Below are 18,038 nucleotides of genomic sequence, written 5' to 3'. Positions count from 1 at the left end.
CTCGCAAGAGCCAAGTTGGCCGCCCCCAGTGTTTAAAGACGGTACAGAACCGCTATTTCTTCACGATCTTGTAAGCTTCCGGCACGCCCTGCCAGTTGAATACGACGTTGTCGACGTTAGTTGACCAGGCGCCAACTGAGTTGTCGTACCACGTGGGGATTGAGGGGAGTTCCTGCAAGAGGATCTCTTCCGCCTGCTGGTACTTCTGGTTCGCGTCGTCAACCGACGTGGCCGAGTCCCCTTCGTTCAGAAGCTTGTCGAACTCGGGATTCGAATAATCCACGTCGTTCGCACTTCCATTGGTTTTAAAAATTGGTGTGAGGAAGTTTGACAAGCCCGGGTAATCCGCCTGCCAACCGGTGCGGAACGCGGTCTTAATAGTGCGGTCCGTAATCTCGGTGCGCAGTGACTTAAAGTCTGGGTAAGACTTCCCCTGCGCGTTAATGCCGAGCGTGTTCTTAATCGAGTTCGACACGGCATCCGCCCACCCCTGGTGGCCCCCATCCGCGTTGTAAGCAATCTCAAAAGTGCCAGAGAACTTCGCGATTTCATCGGCCTTCTGCCACAGTTCTTTAGCCTTTTCCGGGTTGAACTGGAGAACTTCATTGCCCTTTAGTTTATCCGTGTAACCGTTGATAACGGGAGCGGAGAAGTCTTTAGCGGGCGTGCGGGTCTTGTGGAATACCGTGGACGTAATTTCGTCGCGGTCAATCGCCATGGAAATAGCTTGGCGCCGCAAACGCCCCTCCTCATCGTCTTGGAAGTGTTCAATGTAGGGGATGGAAAAGCTTTGCGACGTTGCGACCGGCTTGTTAGAGAACCGGCCGGCCACGTCCTGCTCATAGGTGGCGAACGCGGACTCGTCTACAGCATCAAGCACGTCCAGGTTGTCGGCAAGTACATCCGCGTAAGCGGCATTCATTTTCGTGTAGAACTTGTATACCAACCCATCGTTTTGAGGTTTGCGGTCCCCCTGATAGTTCGGGTTCGGCACCAGGGTGGCTTGCACATTGTGCTCCCAAGCGCCCTCTTCTTTCATTTTGTAGGGTCCGTACCCAACGGGATTCTCTCCGAACTCGTCCGTTACCTTGCCGTCGTTGTCGAACGCGGAATCAGGTAGGGGAGCGAACGCGGAGTAGCCTAAGCGCAGTGGGAAGTCGGCAGTCGGTTGGTTTAGTTCCACGGTGAAGTGGTAATCGTCCACCTTCTTCAACCCGGTCAGTTCGGAATCCTCTTTGTCGGAGTACCCCTTGATCGGTTCCATGAATGCGCCAGATAGGCGTGCATTCGACAGCTTACCCGCGTCATTCCAAGCTTTAATGAAGTTGTCGGCCTTCACTTCCGTGTCGTCGGAGAACTTCAAGCCTTTCTTGAGCTTGATGTCGAACTTTGTGGAGTCGCCGTTCGCATCAATGGATTCCGCGATCTCATTGTGCGCCTCGCCTTTTTCGTCATAGTAGACAAGGCCTGCGAACACCATGTCGATAATTCGTCCGCCACCCACTTCATTGGTGGCGGAGGGGATCAGTAGGCTCTGCGGTTCCGTTCCGTTTAAGGTCACGTAGTTGGAACCACCGGTTGCTCCCGAGTCGCCAGACTCGTTGTCCCCACCGGATCCGCACGCAGCGGTTGTGAGGGCCAGAGCGGCCGTAGCAGCAAGAGCTGCCATTCTTTTCAGGTTCATTATTCTTCCTTCGCTCGCACAACTGTTGGGGATAGGTCGTTGTGTAACTGTGGACTCTACCAAAGCGATATTGCCCTCAGAAAGAAGTCTTACTAAGTGAGAAGAAAACGTTCAGCGAAGTGATATAACCGTGTGAGTTGCAGAATATTATGCCCCCGTAATCCGGCGCTGGTTCACCATCTAGCGAGTGGAGTGAACGCGCTGCCTACAGTGCGGAAATTATTGCCTCCACCGAAGCCTTTGCGTCGCCGAACAACATCTGGGTGTTGTCTTTAAAGAACAGTGGGTTCTGCACGCCGGCATAACCGGTAGCCATGGAGCGTTTAAATACGACCACGTTCGCGGCCTCCCACACGCGCAGCACCGGCATTCCCGCAATTGGGGAGCCCGGTTCTTCCGCAGCGGGGTTAACCGTGTCGTTTGCGCCGATCACGAGCACGACGTCGACGTCACCGAAGTCGTCGTTAACCTCATCCATTTCTTTAACGATGTCGTACGGTACTTTCGCTTCTGCCAAAAGCACGTTCATGTGTCCAGGCAGGCGCCCAGCTACCGGGTGGATCCCAAACTCCACGTCCACCCCGGATGCGCGCAAACGATTCGTCAGATCTGCAACGGGGTACTGTGCCTGCGCCACCGCCATGCCGTAACCGGGTGTGATCATAACCTTCGAGGCGTCTTTCAGTAGTTGCGCGGTTTCACTCGCTGTGATCTCGCGGTGCTCACCCTGTTCCTCATCTTTGGATGCGACTGCGCCATCGGAACCAAACCCACCTAAAATGACGGACACGAACGAGCGGTTCATGGCTTTACACATGATGTAAGACAGGTACGCACCCGAGGAACCAACCAGGGCCCCCGTGATAATCAGCAGGTCGTTGCCCAGCATGAACCCAGCGGCTGCGGCAGCCCACCCGGAGTACGAGTTCAGCATCGACACAACCACCGGCATGTCCCCACCGCCGATAGCTGCCACCAGGTGCAAGCCGAGCGCAAGCGCGATTATCGTCATAACTACCAGCAGGGTGATTCCCAAACCGGTTACGCCGTCTTGGCGCACAAAGAACACCATCAGCACGACCGAGATGATGATCGCCGCGAGGTTAAGCAGGTTCCGCCCCGGCAGAGTCAGGGGCGCGCCCTTCATCTTCCCAGATAGCTTCAGGTACGCGATAATAGAGCCGGTGAACGTGACGGCACCAATAAAGACCCCGAGGAATACTTCCCCCAGGTGGAAGCCACCCAGGGCAGCGGACGCCCGGTCTGGCGCCAAATAAGAGTTGTACCCAACGAGCACTGCGGCTAAACCAACGAATGAGTGCAGCAGAGCGATGAGTTCGGGCATCCCCGTCATCTCAACCCGTTTGGCTCGGATAATGCCGATCACTGCGCCTGCCGCCATCGCGACGGCAATCAAAATTGCGGTAACTAGTACGCCCCGGTCTGGATGCGAGGTTAGCGCCAGTGCGATTGTAGCGGCCACCGCGATGGTCATGCCGATCACCCCGGCGTTGTTACCTTTTTGCGCGGTCTCTTGGTTAGACAGGCCCGCTAGCGCGTATATGAATAGTAGTGCGGCCGCAATGTAGGCCAGTGCAACAATCGAGTTCAGTCCAATTCCGAGCATGGGGCCTAATCCTTCTTGAACATGGCGAGCATCCGGTGGGTGACCGTGAATCCGCCGAAGATGTTAATGGACGCAACCATGATGGCAACTACCGACAGGGCAGACACCAGGAGGTTTGCGGAGCCGACTTGCAAAATAGCGCCCACCAGGATGATCCCGGAGATCGCGTTCGTAACAGACATGAGGGGCGTGTGCAGTGAGTGCGTGACGTTTGTGATCACGTAGAACCCAACCACCACCGCGAGTGCGAGCACCATGTAGTGGCCAATCACTGCGGTGGGGGAGGCCAGCACGAGCGCGGCCAGCACCAGGGCGGCGAGGCCACCGCCGAGAATCCGGTGGCGCTTCTTCGCGGCTGCCTTGCGGGACTGTTCAGCTTTCTGCTTTGCCTCTGCCGCCGGATCTGGTTTCGCAGCCGGAGTCGGGCGGGCCGCAGACACTTTGATGGGCGGCGGTGGCCACAGGATGTCGCCGCGGTGGGTAACGGTAATGGCGCGCACCACCTCGTCATCCAAATCTAAGTTCAGCTGCCCATCCTTATTGGGAGTGAGTAGTTTCAACAGGTTCACCACGTTCTGCCCATACAACTGGGAGGACTGGGCGGGCAGGCGAGCGGGAAGGTCCGTGTAGCCGACGATCAGCACCCCGCTGTCCGTGGTGGTGACTCTTCCGGCTTCAGTGAGTTCGCAGTTACCCCCGTTTGCCGCCGCCATATCGACGACGACGCTACCGGGTTTCATCTGCTCCACTGCGCTGCGGGTGAGCAGCACGGGGGATTTGCGGCCCGGTACGTTCGCCGTGGTGATTACAATGTCTGCCTGCGCCGCCTGCTGCGTGTACAGTTTCTGCGCCGCATCTAGGTCGTCTTGGGACAGTTCTTTAGCGTATCCATCTGTGGATTCTTGCTGCGCCACGGGAATCGGCACGAATGTTGCGCCCATGGATTCGACTTGTTCCGCCACTTCCGGACGCACGTCAGTGGCGTACACTTGCGCGCCCATTGAGTTAGCGGTACCGATTGCTGCCAGACCAGCCACGCCCGCACCAATTACGTACACGCGTGCCGGAGGCATCTTCCCAGCTGCCGTGACCTGGCCAGTGAACAGGTGGCCAAAAACGCTCGCGGCTTCAATCACCGCCCGGTAACCAGCCACGTTCGCTTGAGACGACAGCACATCCATCGACTGGGCCCGCGAAATGCGCGGCACCGTATCCATTGCGAGCGCAGTGATCTTGCGTTCCGCCAGGCTATCGGCCAGGTCTTCATTGCGGGCGGGGGCAAGTTGAGCGATCAGCGTGGCCCCTTCTTTCATGAGGTCCAACTGCTCGGTGGTGGGCGTGCCAACGGACAGGACGATGTCTGCTCCCCATGCGGAGGGGGCGTCACCGATGTGCGCGCCCGCGTCCTCAAACTGGTAATCCGGGTAGTGGGAACACTCCCCAGCACCGGATTCCACCGTCACTTCGTAACCTAACTTAATTAGGTTCCCCACCGATTTGGGTGTGGACGCAACTAAACGACGCTCCGTCCCCTCATTGGGCACACCTATGCGCACGACGTCTCCTTCGAAGTTTCACATTTTGTTAACAATTGATCTTGTAAACAATTGGAGGATATACGAATATCGATCCTAAATCAGCATAAATCTAAACCCGCATTCGCGTGGTCTTATGGCCCCCGGGTAGTGCTTATAGTGCTTGCGCGGCGGCGCGAGCAGCTGGGCCGAACGCGTCTAGGATCGCCCCCACGTTCTCGTCCGTGTGCGCACTGGACACGAACCAGGCTTCGAACGGGGAGGGTGGGAGGTAGATGCCCTCGTCCAGCATGGCGTGGAAGAACGCGCGGTACGCGTCCGTGTTCTGCGCTTTGGCTTGCTCGTAGTTATGCACGCCGTGTTCGGCAGGGCCTTCCCCCAAGAATAGCGAGAACAGGTTCCCCGCGTTGTTGATTGTAAATGGAACCCCTTCGGCTTGCAGTGTTTGCGCGAGGTTCGAACGCAGCACGGAAGAGACGGAGTTTATCCGTTCGTACATGAGGGGGGTGGCAAGCTCTAACGTGGCGAGCCCCGCCGCGGTCGCCAGGGGGTTGCCCGACAGGGTCCCGGCCTGGTACACGGGCCCGAGGGGAGCGAGTAAATCCATATATTCTGCGCGCCCACCCACGGCCGCCAGGGGCATTCCGCCACCAATCACTTTGCCGAACGTGAAGATGTCCGGGGTGTACGCCGCGATTGAACAGGAGGGGTTCGTCGCCGCTTTCTCACCCAGCGCTTCGTACCCCCAATATCCGGAGGGGGAGACGCGGAAGCCAGTTAGGACCTCGTCAAAAATCATGAGGGCCCCGTGCTCGGAGGTGATTTCGCGGATCGCCTGGTTGAATCCCTCGGGTGGGGTAATGACCCCCATGTTCGCGGGCGCGGCTTCAGTAATAACCGCGGCGATTTCGTTGCCGCGCTGTTCAAAAACGGCGCGGAGGGCCTCGGTGTCACCGTAGGGAATTACGATGGTGTCTTTGCTAGTGCCTTCGGTGACGCCAGCTGAACCAGGCAACCCTGCCGTGGCCACTCCCGAACCAGCTTCGGCAAGCAGTGAATCTGAATGCCCGTGGTAGCAGCCAGCGAATTTTACGAGTAGGTCGCGGTTTGTAGCGCCGCGCGCCAGGCGGATAGCCGTCATCGTGGCTTCCGTACCGGTGGAAACAAACCGGAGTTTCTCTGCGCACGGAACGCGCTCTTGCACGGCCTGCGCCAAACGGGTTTCAGAGGCGGTGGGCGCGCCAAAACTCAACCCTGCCTCGGCGGCTTTTTTCACGGCCTCCACTACTTCTGGGTGGCAGTGTCCCAGCAGAGCCGGCCCCCACGACCCAACGAGGTCGACGTACACTTGCCCTTCCACATCGCGGACCAGGGCTTGCCCCGCGGATTCAATGAAACGCGGTACACCCCCCACGTTGCCGTAGGCACGAACCGGGGAGTCCACACCCCCGGGAATCACAGTTTTAGCGGCTTCGAACAGTTCTTTGTTCGACAACTGCGTTGACGCAGTGGGGGTTTCGTCCGAATCAAAATGTGTTTCAACCATGGGATCAGTCTAATGTAGGCGCCGCACCTACCGCAGAAACACCCGTAAAAACTACCGCAAACTCCGCCGCTCACAGACGCAAACGCGCTGCTGCCCACGAGTAAACGCGTGGTTGCCAGAAGCTGGCGTTTAGAGCAAACCCGCCGTCCACGTGAGTGCGTAGTACGGCAGCGTCACGGTTTGTTCGGTGGCATACCCCAGGTGGTCAAACAAGTACCAGCGCAGGTTGTCTTGCATACGCCCCCGGTTGCGTGGCGTTGACCGCAGGTAGCTGGAGCGGGTTCGGGCCAGCGCCATTATTGGTTCTGGTAGCATGCGCACAGTGAACGTGTCCACCGTCAGTTCGGGGCGGGTAAACTGCGGGCCCAGTTTCGGGGGCGTGTCTGGCCTGTGCACATCCCCCGACCGCATAATCCGCGTGAGGCGGTGCACCCACTCGATGCGCACATCCAACTGGTTAAAAAGTATCGCCACGGCCCCGTCTGGTTTGAGGATCCGAGCCAGTTCCGCGCTCGCGGCCTGGGCGTCGACCCAGTGCCAAGACTGAGCGAACGTAACCAGGTCTATGCTTGCCGCAGGCTGGTGGGTATCTTCCGCGGTCGCGTCAATGCAGTTCACCCCCCGTTCCAATGCTTGTTGTCGCATCGCGCGAGCGGGTTCCACGCCCTTGACCTGCGCGTTTGGGGCCGCGTCCATTAACTGCCGGGTGAGGATCCCCGTGCCACACCCCACGTCCAACACCTCACCGTCGCCCGCGAGATTAGCCAGAGCAGTGATCGTGGACTGCGGGTAGCGCGGCCGGTACTGGTCGTACTCACCGGTTGCGCGTTCAAACGCGTTTTGAGGTGCGTGTCGGTCCCAAGGTTGCTTATCGCCCACCGGGTGTGGCCGGCCTGGTTCGGTGGGTGGCAAAGCTGGGGGAATGCGCATGCCCATCAGCATAGCGCGGTGCCTCAAAAAGCATAAAAAAGAAGGTAATCCAACAGAATACCAGTATTAGAGACGCTTTGCGGGGCAAATCAGGGAAGTTGGTACGATGCATGGAACCATCAACGGGTTGGAAGAAGAGAGTACCCAAATGAAGTTTCGTGATAGTAAAACCTATACGTTAGTCATCACGGGCCTGGCGCTGTTCGCCATGTTCTTTGGTGCTGGTAACTTGATTTTCCCCATTATGATCGGGGTGGACGCCGGTACAAACGTGTCGTGGGCACTGATTGGGTTCCTGTGCACGGGCGTGCTGCTGCCGGTGCTGGGCATGATTGCGGTGGCAACGTCACAAGATGGGATAACGGGGATTGCGAATCGGATTGGGCGAGTGCCCGGGCTAGTTTTTACCGTCACGGTTTTCTTGTCGACCGGCATGCTCTACGCGATTCCGCGGGTGGCAACCGTCAGTTACGAAATGTCGGTTAAACCCCTCCTCACTTCTGGTGGGCAGCCGTCGGACATAACTTCGGCGGACGCCGTTGGCCTGGCGGTGTACACGCTCGTGTTTTTCGCGGTGGTGACCCTCATGGTGCTTAACCCCACGGAATTGTTGGAACGCATTGGAGCGTGGCTCACGCCTGCGCTGGTGATTTTGCTGGTCGTACTTATTTCGGCGGCGTTCTTTAAGCTCCCGTCCACAGCGGTGGCGCCGGCAGCTAAGTTTGCGGACAATCCGATGCCCACCGGCATAATCGAAGGCTACTTCACAATGGATGCGCTCGCCTCGTTCGTGTTCGGCATCGTAATTATCGTGTCGCTGCGCAACCGCGGCTTCAAGACGAAGCAGCAGGTGTTTTCGGGAACTGCGAAAGCCGGAGTGATCGCGGGTACCTTGCTGGCACTCGTTTACATTGGGCTCACCCTGTTGGGTAACCGCGTAGCCGGGCAGGGGCTGACGAATGGGGCGCAAGCACTTGCCACCGCTGCGTCTTCTTTGTTCGGCCACGGTGGGCAAGTGATTTTTGGGCTCATCGCCTTGCTCGCGTGCCTTACCACCGCAGTCGGTTTGGTGGGGGCTTCCGTTCAGTATTTCCGCACCCTGTTCCCCCGCGTTGGGTACAAGCAGATGGTTGCCGTGCACATTGCGGTTTCCCTCTTGTTGGCAAATATGGGTCTGGAGGCTATCCTCAAGGTTGTTGCGCCCCTCAACCAGTTCATTTACCCAGCTGCGATCTGCGTGATTGTGGTGTGCTTGGTGGACATTCCGGTGCCGGGAAAGTTGAAGTGGGCGTATCGCCTTCCCGCTTGGGTAGCGTTCTTCATTTCTGCGTTTGAGGCCCTGTATTCAACCGAGCTACCAGCTTTTGAAGGCCTGCGCTACTACATGGACATGCTTCCGCTGGGGCAGGTGCAGATGGCTTGGGTTATGCCCGCGCTGGTGGCGCTCATTGCAGGCATGGTTCTTGATGCGTACCAGGGGCGCATTAAGCACGAGTTTGAGGACGTGGCTGAATCTGACGGCGCGATCCTGGAGGGTGCACGCGGCTTATAAAACAGTCTCTTGAGGCACAGGGCTAGTCAATGCTCGGTGCGCAAGGTACCTAAAGGTCGGGGCGGCAAGCGAGCGAGCCCCGGCCTTTAGGGTATGTCCAGGGCGTGCGCCACTTCGTCCACTATTTGCCGCATCGCGATCCGCGCCTGCTCGGGTTTGCCTTCCCACACGGCTGCGCCCACGGCCTCATGCGCATCTAACGCTTCTGGTTTTGGACGCTGCGGGTACATGTGCAGTTCCACGCGGCCGCGCAAAACGGTGGCCACCACGTCGGCGAAAGCAGAGAACAGTTCGTTCCCAGAGTGGCGCAACAAGGTGGTGTGGAACTGGATGTCGAGCACGTGGAACTCATCGAGCTCACCGGCTTCCCCGGTGCGGCGCAGCTGCGCCGCCAGCACGGGCATCAGGGCGCGTACTTGCGCAGGCGCCACTTGCGCGGCCGACGCGGCGGCAGCCGGTTCGATCGCTAACCGCAGTTCAGTCAGGTCAAGCAGTTGTTGTTTACGGTGGGTGGAAGCAAGTTTCCATTGAATTACCTGCGTGTTCAACGCGTCCCACTGCTGCACCGGGTTTGGCACCAGTCCGACGCGACGCCGAACAGTCACGGCGTTCACCGCTTCGAGTAGTTTCGCAACCTCGCGCGCCACTGTGCGGGAGATTCCGAACCGGTGCTGGATTTCTTCTAGCGTGAGCGCGGTCTTCTCTGGCCAGTCGCCATCGAGGATTTCCACAGCCAAGGTAGTGCAGATGCGTTCGTACAGTAATGCCTCTCTTTGCTGCTGATTGTCCAACATAGCTCCCCGCTCTCCCGCGCACTAATTCTTACATATTTCTATATGCGGGTGGTATTTTGTCCCCTCATGCTTATAATAAGTACTACGATTTGATCGATAGGTGCTACCTAACGGGTGTGGCGGCCTACGTGTGGCTACCGGACCGACGACGAAGTTGAAGGAGAACGCATGAGCATTCACGTAGTTGTGATGGGCGTTGCTGGCAGTGGCAAATCCACTGTTGCAGAGGCGATACACGATCAACTGGGATACACGCTCGCAGAGGGAGATGAGTTCCACCCTCAGGCAAATATTGACAAAATGTCCGCTGGCGTACCTTTAAATGACGAGGATCGCTGGCCGTGGCTACGTTCCATAAACACGTGGATGAAAGACAAGGCGGAGGCAGGCGAGTCCACCGTCGTGTCTTCGTCAGCGCTCAAACGTGCGTATCGGGACGTGTTGCGCGACGACGTGCCCGTATTCTTTATTCACCTGGAGGGAACCGAGGAGGTTCTGGCGCAGCGGATGAAGGAGCGGCCCCACCACTTTATGCCCGCCTCACTGCTGCGCAGCCAGTTCGAAACCCTGCAGCCCCTGGAGGCTGATGAGGGAGGCGTAGTGGTGAACGTCGACGGCAGTAAAGAATCGGAAATACAGCAGGCAATCGCCGCAATCGAAAAGCTCCAGGCTGCGCACTAGTTAAAGGATGCGAACTCGGTAAACGCGGAGCATTAAGAAAATCAGTGCCGCACCACATAATCGCGGCAGATTAATTAAACAGGGTTAAACAAACAGGGTTAAGTAGAGCAAAGAAGCTAAAATATGAGTTTGATACTTGCTGCTTTGGCGGGCATTATCGTCATTGTTTTGTTGATATCGCTGGGGAAGGTCCACCCGTTTATCGCACTCATGGTGGGGTCGTTCACCATGGCGGTATGCGCGGGGGTGCCGTTCGATAAGTCGTGGGACTCGTTCACCGCCGGCGTGGGATCCACCGTAGCTGGAGTTGGATTACTAATCGCGTTCGGGGCGATTATTGGCACCTTATTGTTCGCCTCCGGTGGGGCGGACGTAATCGTGGACACGATCATGGGGAAAACCCCAATGCAACTATTGCCGTGGGCCCTCACTCTGATTGCGTTCGTAGTGGGGATCCCCATGTTCTTCGAAGTCGGGGTCGTGATCTTGATTCCCGTGGTCTTGTTCGCGGCAAAACGGTCTAAACTACCCGTCATTTTGCTGGGCATTCCCGCGCTCGCGGGCCTATCTACCCTGCATGCGTTCGTACCCCCGCACCCGGGGCCACTGGTAGCTATCTCAGCTCTTAACGCGAACCTCGGATTAACGCTTGGGCTCGGGTTGCTAGTTGCGATTCCGACCGTGGTGGTGTCGGGGCCGCTGCTGGGCAAAGTACTGGCCCGGATGCCGCTGGACACTCCGGTTATTGGTGAGGACGCACGCGGGGCCGAGCAAGAGCTGAAGCGCAAACCCTCGTTCGGGCAGGCGATGAGCGTGATTTTGCTGCCAGTCGTCTTGATGCTAGCCGGTTCCGTGGTGGACCTACTCGGCATGCAGGAGCAGGCGTGGGGCCGGGCAATTGCGTTCATCGGCCACCCCCTCAGCGCCCTGTTCATCACCACTATCGTTGCCATGTTCGTACTTGGATTCATGCAAGGTGGAACCCGCGACTTCATTAACGGACAGGTGGGTAAATCGCTCGCTTCCGTTGCGTCGATCCTCCTAATCGTTGCTGCCGGTGGTGGTTTCAAACAGACCCTGGTGGATTCCGGAATTGGCGATGTGATCGCCCACGGGCTCACGGGCGCGGCGCTGAACCCGCTGCTCGCCGGCTGGTTAGTAGCCGTACTGATCCGCTTGGCAACCGGTTCGGCAACCGTGGCAACAGTGACCGCATCCGGCATCATGGTGCCCCTCACCGCCGGCATGTCCCCCACGCACTGCGCCCTCATGGTGCTTGCCATCGGAGCAGGGTCCGTGTTCTTCTCCCACTTGAACGACGCCGGATTCTGGCTGGTTAAAGAGTACTTCGGGATGACCATCATGCAGACCATCAAAACCTGGTCGCTCATGGAAACCGTGCTCTCCGTAGTTGGGCTAGTGTGCGTGCTCGGCATGTCCGTGGTGATATAGCCACCCCCTCAAGCCGCAAAAACGTATTTGCGAACAGGCCCCTTAGGTGAAAATACCGCTACACCTAAGGGGCCTACATTTATCACGTATTCGTGGCGCGCTAACAAAAACGGATGCGCCAACGAACCCTGGGGGCGTGATGCCGGCGAGTTCGCTTCCGGACCCCGCACGCTAACGAACCTGGGCGCGTCAGTGGGGGTGAACTACCCGGGCGAGGTTAGCTCTGCATGAACGCGTGCAGCGCGGGGTCTAACGCCCAGTAAGTCAACACGATGTCCGCGCCGGCCCGGACGATCCCAGTGATCGACTCCGCAATCACCCGGTCGCGATCTAACCAACCGTTACTGGCAGCGGCCTCCACCATCGCGTACTCACCCGACACCTGGTATGCCGCGACAGGCACCTGCGACTTCGCAGCCACGTCCGCAACCACATCCAGGTAAGACGCCGCCGGTTTCACCATCACCATGTCTGCGCCTTCAGCCAGATCCAGCAAGGTTTCGCGCATTCCCTCACGCCTATTAGCAGGATCCTGCTGGTAGGTCTTGCGGTCACCTTGCAAACCCGAGCCCACGGCGTCGCGGAACGGACCAAAATACGCAGACGCATACTTCGCGGAATAAGCCAAGATCGAAACCTCTTCAAAACCCGCGTCATCAAGTGCGTTGCGGATAACCCGGATCTGCCCATCCATCATGCCCGAAGGTGACACCACGTGCGCACCCGCACGCGCCTGCGCCACCGCCATCTGAGCATATAGTTCTAAGGTCGCGTCGTTATCCACCCGACCATCATCAGTGAGCACCCCACAGTGGCCATGGGACGTGAACTCATCCAAACACGTGTCCGCAACCACCACGAGGTCATCGCCCACCTCGTCACGCACCGCAGCTAACCCGCGGTTCAACACGCCATCATCGGCCCACGCCACCGACCCGCGCGCATCCTTATCGTTATCCAGCGGCACGCCAAACAGGTCAATCCCACCGATACCCGCGTCAACGCAACGGCGCGCCAACTTCCTCAAGGAAGCTTCCGTGTGCTGAAACTGCCCGGGCATGGACGCAATCGGATTGGGATCTTTAATCCCATCACGAATAAAAGCGGGCAAAATAAGCTGCCGCGGATGAACCCGGGTTTCTCGCACCAACGCGCGCATCGCCGCAGTTGTCCGCAGGCGGCGAGGCCTAAAAAACGGTTTCTCAATCATAATGTTCCTTCCCAACTATCAATCTGCAGCCACCTTCCGAACCGGTGGTGGCCTCGTGAACGTCCCTGCACCGCTAGTGTTTTTGAAAAGCTTGCTCCACTGCAGCGACTAAACCAGCTGCTGTTTGCGTCTGCGCAACCGCGTCCACACTGAACCCAGCGGCTTGTGCGGCGCGGGCACTGGGCGGGCCAAACGTGACCACCCGGGAAGAGTCAGGCAGTGGGCCCAACAAGTTCGCAGCCGCCTGCGCATTTGACGCGGCGGTGAACACTACCGCGTCGAACATGCCCATGGTCCACCCCGTGCTTACTTCCGTAGGCACGGAAGTAACCGCAACCGTGTCGTACACCGGGGTCTGATCCACCCCCCACCCTTTGCGGGTGAGCTCGTCTTTAATTACGTGCCGGGCCTTAGCGGACGCGGGAACCCACAGATGCGGATGCCGCGTGAAACCAGGGGGTGCGGACGTGAACTGGTGACAGAACTCCTCGGCAGTGACCTTTTCTACGACCTCAAAATCTATTTCAATCCCCACTTCACGCAGCTCGCTTGCGGTACTTTGCCCAAGTGCAGCCACGCGGAACCCGTGCAGCGAAGACGCGCGGGCCTGCCGCCACACCTCCCGCAGCGGCGCATAATCCGGCTGGTCCGCATACTGCGCGGCAGCGGGCGAATCAGCGGACGCGAAAGCAGCGAATGCCTTAACTGTCCGTTTAGACGTGAACACCACCCAATCAAAAATCCCCGCCATCAAATACGGCAACGGATTGGTGTCTAATTCAGTGCGAGTGAGCGGATGAGCGTGCACATGAGCCCCCGCTGCGCGCAAGGACGCACTGAGGTTATCCGCCCCAGACCGGGGAATAAACACGCTCCGGCCCGTAAGAGGAGCGTCCGAACGATCCACATCCGGAGCCGTCCGTCCACCCCAACGCTGTTGCTCGGGTTCGTCAAAGTCCGACGGTTCCGCGGAACGGGATGTCGGAGGTTCATAAACGCGAGCGGTTGGCGTTCCAGTGGCGGCACAATCCTGTGCCCTGTTGGTTCTGGCGGGGGCACTGTGACTGGCGCGGGCGGGGGCACTGGGAGTGAGTCTGGTTGGGGCACTGTGACTGGCGCGGGTTTTAGTGGCAGACAGGTCAGTTACTTCCCCTGCCCCCGCAGCTAACAACTGCGAGGCCATGTTTAACCCCAGTTGGTGGGCCGGCTCGTCATTATCTGGCTCACCAGTATGCGGTAGATCAGCATCGGACAAATCAGTATCGGGCAAACCCGCATCCGGCAAAGACGTGGAAAGCACGCGGGATACCCGTTGCGAACCATCGGTGGAAAGCACTTGGGCCTCCAGAGTTAAGGTGGTCGAAGAAGCGTGGGCGCGCGCACCAACCGGAGCCGCACAACCCGCCTGCAGTCCCTCCAACACAGCGCGTTCCGCCACGGCCTCCATTCGGGCGCGGGGATCATCCAGTTTTCCGAGCAGGTCCAGAAGCGGTGAGTCCGCTCGTGCCTCAACCGCTAACGCCCCCTGCGCTGGGGCGGGGATGGATTCCAAAACCGGGCTGGACGCCCACTTCGAATCCAACCGCACCAAACCAGCGCGGGCAAGCACCACCGCATCTAAATCACCCGGCTGACCCACCCCGCGAACCCGCGACAACCGCGTGCCCACATTGCCCCGAATATCCACAATCTGCAGGTCGGGGCGGGCCGCTAACAACGCCGCTGCACGGCGCGGACTCCCCGTCCCCACGCGCGCCCCCGCCGGCAAATCCGCAAGGGCTAAACCACGGGCAGTTACCAGCACGTCCGCGCGGTCCGCTCGCGGTGGCACGGCCGCAATCACCAACCCGGGCACGGGGGCGGTCGGCAAATCTTTGAACGAATGCACCGCAATGTCGCACTCACCAGACAGCAGCGCCAATCGCAATGCCGCCGCGAAAACCCCCACGCCACCGAGTTTCGACAGCGACTGCGCCGTCACATCCCCCTGCGTATGAATAGGAGTGAGGGTGACGCGCGCCCCCAACTGTTCAAGCGCGGCTGCGATCAAACCACTTTGCGTGCGGGCAAGCTCAGACTTGCGGGTGCCCAGCCGGATCTCAACCACGCGGATTCACCAGCCCCTGCACTGCCGCGCGCGAAGCCGGGACCACGGCCGCGAACCCTGATCCAGCCACCCACGCGCCGCACACAGCCAGCCCCTGGTAGTCCTCCAACTCCTGCTGCAAGCGCGCCACGTGAGCGCGGTGCGTCGGGGTTTGTGGCGCCAACTGCCCATCCCAACGCACCAGCATCGACCCCACCACTGCATCGGGTGAAATACTCGCGCCCATCGCTTGGTTCACATCCGCGAGCGCGTCCTCCACCGTCGGCTGTGGGTACGGCTCATCCGCCCGCCCGTACGAAACCCGCAGCAAGTGTCGGCCAGCGGGGAGCACTTCGCGCATCCATCCCCACTTGTACGACAGGTGCGATACCGCTTTCGCCCCAATAATCCGAGTGTTCTTGGCGCTCGTTGCCGGTGGCGCGGTCGGATCCTTGGTTTGCTGTGTGCCGTGTGCCGGGGTGATTAGCAGGCCTGAGCCGCGTGGTCCGGCGTCTAGTTCCGGGGCTTGTAGCATGAGGACCTGGTGGGCAATCGGTGCGCCCAACGGCAGCTCCCACGCAGTGATCTTAAGTGCTTGCGACAAAAGCTGCATGGCTTGCGGACCGGGGAGGGCCACAACCAGCCGGTCCGTGTGGATCTGCTGCACTTCACCAGTGGGCACCGGGTCCGCCGCCGGGTCCGCACCCCGCTCAGTTGCCTGTACGTCCACGGTCCAAAGCGCATCTGCCTCGCAGGTCGCCTGGTTTCCGTCCCCGCTCGAACGGTCTTGGCCTGCGCTAGCCGAGGTTTGCCCCATGCTTGCGGAACCTTGGGAGGCATTCGCATGCAGCGCGGTTACCGCGTGTCGGGTGAGCACGTTGCCGCCGCGGGCCACCACTTCCGCCTGAAGGGCTTCAATCAGCCGGAACATCCCCCCGTAGGTTTGCGCTACCTTCGGCCCCGGGTTCGCCCGGGCAATCCGCGCGGTTGCGGCCAGTAGCGACCCGGTTTCTTTAAGTCCGATCCGTAGGCCAGGCACGGTCGTGTCCACCGCCAGGCGGTCTAAAGTGTTCGTGTGGATCCCACCCGCAACCGGTTCCACCAGGTGGCGTGCCACTGCTTCGCCCAGCCGCGTGGTCACCAGCGATTCCATGTCCTCGCAGTCCGCCCCCACCTTTGGGTCCATCGTGAGGTCCTGTTTTGCCCGCGCCACCCCGCTTTCCCCAATCGCGGTGAGCACTTCTGGCGCATCAATATCAGCCGGTAAACCCAAGGACCCCTCAGGAATAGGATAGGTCTTGCCTAAAGCCTGGTTGTAAATCCAAGACCGCCCCGTGGGAGAGCACGTTTCTAAGCCGAGCTCATCCACCAGCTCGCCTACAGCGGGGGAACGCGTCGCCCACGATTCCGCCCCAATATCGAACGGGACGCCCGCTAGTTTTGCGGACGCAATCAACCCTCCGGGCCGGCCCCGAGTCTCAACCACCATCGGGCGTAACCCCTGCTTCGTGGCTTCAAACGCGGCCGTCATCCCCGCCAGACCACCACCGACGATTACGATATCTGCTTGCATACTCATTCTTCCTCCTCGAAGTGTGATCCGTGGATCCGATTCGCAGCCCGCTGTGGCGCTGAAGCGGGGGCCGGTTCTTTTGCGGTTGAGGCGGTCTTGGGCCGCGCTGCTGCGGCCCGTTTCGGTTCCATTTCCGCCAAGGCCAGTTCCAATTCCGCTGCCGCCTGTTCAATTTCTTGCGGCTTCAAACTGTGGGCGTACCCCACCAGTTGCGTCAGTACCCCCGGATCCGCGTTCGGTGGCACGCCGTGCCCCAGGTTTAAAATGTGTGCTGGCGCCGCCAACCCGCGCGCCAGTACGTCCAGTGCATGCGCATTCAAATTCTGCGTGCCCGCGAACAGCATGGCCGGATCCACGTTGCCCTGCAGCACGACCCCAGGGACTTTCTTCGCTGCCTCGTCAAGTGGAACACGGTGATCCACACCCACTGCCTGCACACCGCGGCCCATCAGGTCCAACACCCGGTCCGTATTCGTTCCAAAGTGGATTTTTGGAACCTCAATATTTTCTAGCGTGAGGTGCGAATACGGCCACACGTATTTTTTGTACGCGGCGCGGGATAAAGACCCGGCCCAGGAGTCAAAAAGCTGCACTGCATCTACGCCAGCTTCAATCTGCACGTTCAAAAACGCGTTCGAAACTCGCGCGCACCAACGCATCAACCGGTCCCATAAACTCGGAGCCTGCACCATTAGGGCGCGGGCCGCTAAATGATCTTTCGAAGGCCTGCCTTCTACCATGTAGGCCGCGAGCGTGAAAGGTGCACCCGCGAACCCTAGGAACGCTTTGTCATCATCCAATTCTTGGCGCACAATCTGCACGGCCTGCGCAATCGCTTGCGGATCCTCTAACTGCGGGGCAGGCAGATTATTCACATCCGCTTCCGTGCGCACCGGATGGTCCAGTACGGGGCCAACCCCAGGTTGGATTTCTACCCCCACCCCCGCGAGGCGCAGCGGCACCATGATGTCAGAAAAGAAAATCGCGGCATCCACGTCGTGACGCCGCACGGGCTGCAGGGTTATCTGTGCCGCGACCTCCGGAATTAAGCAAGACTCGAGCATACTAATTCCTTCTCGCAACGCTCGGTACTCCGGTAAAGATCGACCCGCTTGACGCATGAACCAAACGGGAATGCGGCTGGGGCGCCGGCCCGACAGAGCGGTGAGAATATTCGATGCCACGAAACGCCTTTCTGAATACAAAACTCCTATCTCCTACGGATTATGCATCAAAACAAAGGTCTTTGCGCAACCTTGCGCGAGCCTCAAAACCCCACACCAGCAATGACACTCTGTCATATAAACATGAGGTGACGGCATGTCACATAAAACGGGTTTGAGTGTTGAGAAAAATGCGTTGAATCGT

The 18,038-nt window shown here is 59.2% G+C and carries 13 protein-coding genes; 3 read left to right on the top strand and 10 right to left on the bottom strand.

Features of this window, described 5'->3' with window-relative positions:
* Positions 1 to 52 precede the first annotated feature (52 nt).
* The 5 genes from CJ187_RS07295 to CJ187_RS07275 form a co-directional block, all read right to left on the bottom strand.
* Positions 53 to 1,684 carry a peptide ABC transporter substrate-binding protein gene (locus CJ187_RS07295; protein ID WP_102216914.1) on the bottom strand — a complete coding sequence of 544 codons (1,632 nt, stop codon included), beginning with the start codon at positions 1,682 to 1,684 and terminating at the stop codon, positions 53 to 55.
* Positions 1,685 to 1,889: 205 nt separating this feature from the next.
* Positions 1,890 to 3,311, bottom strand: coding sequence for a Re/Si-specific NAD(P)(+) transhydrogenase subunit beta (pntB, locus tag CJ187_RS07290; protein ID WP_102216913.1), 1,422 nt, complete (start codon positions 3,309 to 3,311; stop codon positions 1,890 to 1,892).
* Positions 3,312 to 3,316: 5 nt separating this feature from the next.
* Positions 3,317 to 4,867 (bottom strand): Re/Si-specific NAD(P)(+) transhydrogenase subunit alpha, encoded by a 1,551-nt coding sequence (locus CJ187_RS07285; protein WP_102216912.1) that lies wholly within the window; start codon positions 4,865 to 4,867, stop codon positions 3,317 to 3,319.
* 133 nt (positions 4,868 to 5,000) lie between these two features.
* Entirely contained in the window at positions 5,001 to 6,392 is a 1,392-nt protein-coding gene (hemL, locus tag CJ187_RS07280) for a glutamate-1-semialdehyde 2,1-aminomutase (protein ID WP_102216911.1), read from the bottom strand.
* A gap of 129 nt (positions 6,393 to 6,521) precedes the next feature.
* On the bottom strand, positions 6,522 to 7,322 hold the full coding sequence (locus CJ187_RS07275; RefSeq protein WP_199171107.1) for a class I SAM-dependent methyltransferase: 801 nt from the start codon (positions 7,320 to 7,322) through the stop codon (positions 6,522 to 6,524).
* A gap of 148 nt (positions 7,323 to 7,470) precedes the next feature.
* On the opposite strand from CJ187_RS07275, the gene brnQ reads away from it, so the two are divergent.
* Positions 7,471 to 8,874 (top strand): branched-chain amino acid transport system II carrier protein, encoded by a 1,404-nt coding sequence (gene brnQ / locus CJ187_RS07270; protein WP_102217074.1) that lies wholly within the window; start codon positions 7,471 to 7,473, stop codon positions 8,872 to 8,874.
* 86 nt (positions 8,875 to 8,960) lie between these two features.
* On the opposite strand, the gene CJ187_RS07265 is transcribed toward brnQ, so the two are convergent.
* The gene (locus tag CJ187_RS07265) at positions 8,961 to 9,668 is read right to left on the bottom strand and encodes a FadR/GntR family transcriptional regulator (protein ID WP_102216909.1); all 708 of its coding nucleotides are present in this window, start codon (positions 9,666 to 9,668) and stop codon (positions 8,961 to 8,963) included.
* A gap of 168 nt (positions 9,669 to 9,836) precedes the next feature.
* Between CJ187_RS07265 and CJ187_RS07260 the strand changes: the two genes are divergently transcribed.
* Together CJ187_RS07260 and CJ187_RS07255 are read left to right on the top strand one after the other, a co-directional pair.
* Entirely contained in the window at positions 9,837 to 10,349 is a 513-nt protein-coding gene (locus CJ187_RS07260) for a gluconokinase (RefSeq protein WP_102216908.1), read from the top strand.
* Positions 10,350 to 10,472: 123 nt separating this feature from the next.
* A complete protein-coding gene (locus CJ187_RS07255; protein ID WP_102216907.1) occupies positions 10,473 to 11,801 on the top strand; it encodes a GntP family permease in 1,329 nt (442 codons plus the stop codon).
* 217 nt (positions 11,802 to 12,018) lie between these two features.
* Here CJ187_RS07255 and hemB read toward each other — a convergent pair whose 3' ends face one another.
* The 4 genes from hemB to hemE all read right to left on the bottom strand — a co-directional run bounded on the left by hemB (position 12,019) and on the right by hemE (position 17,854).
* Positions 12,019 to 13,011 (bottom strand): porphobilinogen synthase, encoded by a 993-nt coding sequence (gene hemB, locus CJ187_RS07250; protein ID WP_102216906.1) that lies wholly within the window; start codon positions 13,009 to 13,011, stop codon positions 12,019 to 12,021.
* 73 nt (positions 13,012 to 13,084) lie between these two features.
* Complete coding sequence (gene hemC / locus CJ187_RS09430; RefSeq protein WP_158237753.1) at positions 13,085 to 15,118, bottom strand: hydroxymethylbilane synthase; 2,034 nt, start codon at positions 15,116 to 15,118, stop codon at positions 13,085 to 13,087.
* The gene (locus CJ187_RS07235) at positions 15,111 to 16,676 is read right to left on the bottom strand and encodes a protoporphyrinogen/coproporphyrinogen oxidase (protein ID WP_102216905.1); all 1,566 of its coding nucleotides are present in this window, start codon (positions 16,674 to 16,676) and stop codon (positions 15,111 to 15,113) included. Before CJ187_RS07235 ends, hemC begins: the two co-directional genes overlap by 8 nt.
* Entirely contained in the window at positions 16,673 to 17,854 is a 1,182-nt protein-coding gene (hemE, locus tag CJ187_RS07230) for a uroporphyrinogen decarboxylase (RefSeq protein ID WP_102216904.1), read from the bottom strand. Before hemE ends, CJ187_RS07235 begins: the two co-directional genes overlap by 4 nt.
* Positions 17,855 to 18,038 lie beyond the last annotated feature (184 nt).

The organism is Gleimia hominis, from assembly GCF_002871945.2.
Lineage (GTDB): Bacteria > Actinomycetota > Actinomycetes > Actinomycetales > Actinomycetaceae > Gleimia > Gleimia hominis_A.
The sequence above is the reverse complement of the archived record's forward strand: the minus strand, read 5'-3'. Positions and strand labels throughout refer to the sequence as shown.

Bases quoted from the DNA above. Each gene is read 5' to 3' on its own strand.
- CJ187_RS07255 (WP_102216907.1), top strand. From the start codon at position 10,473: ATGAGTTTGATACTTGCTGCTTTGGCGGGCATTATCGTCATTGTTTTG.
- CJ187_RS07260 (WP_102216908.1), top strand. From the start codon at position 9,837: ATGAGCATTCACGTAGTTGTGATGGGCGTTGCTGGCAGTGGCAAATCC.
- hemB (WP_102216906.1), bottom strand. From the start codon at position 13,011: ATGATTGAGAAACCGTTTTTTAGGCCTCGCCGCCTGCGGACAACTGCG.
- pntB (WP_102216913.1), bottom strand. From the start codon at position 3,311: ATGCTCGGAATTGGACTGAACTCGATTGTTGCACTGGCCTACATTGCG.
- CJ187_RS07295 (WP_102216914.1), bottom strand. From the start codon at position 1,684: ATGAACCTGAAAAGAATGGCAGCTCTTGCTGCTACGGCCGCTCTGGCC.
- CJ187_RS07275 (WP_199171107.1), bottom strand. From the start codon at position 7,322: ATGCGCATTCCCCCAGCTTTGCCACCCACCGAACCAGGCCGGCCACAC.
- CJ187_RS07235 (WP_102216905.1), bottom strand. From the start codon at position 16,676: ATGAGTATGCAAGCAGATATCGTAATCGTCGGTGGTGGTCTGGCGGGG.
- brnQ (WP_102217074.1), top strand. From the start codon at position 7,471: ATGAAGTTTCGTGATAGTAAAACCTATACGTTAGTCATCACGGGCCTG.
- hemL (WP_102216911.1), bottom strand. From the start codon at position 6,392: ATGGTTGAAACACATTTTGATTCGGACGAAACCCCCACTGCGTCAACG.
- CJ187_RS07265 (WP_102216909.1), bottom strand. From the start codon at position 9,668: ATGTTGGACAATCAGCAGCAAAGAGAGGCATTACTGTACGAACGCATC.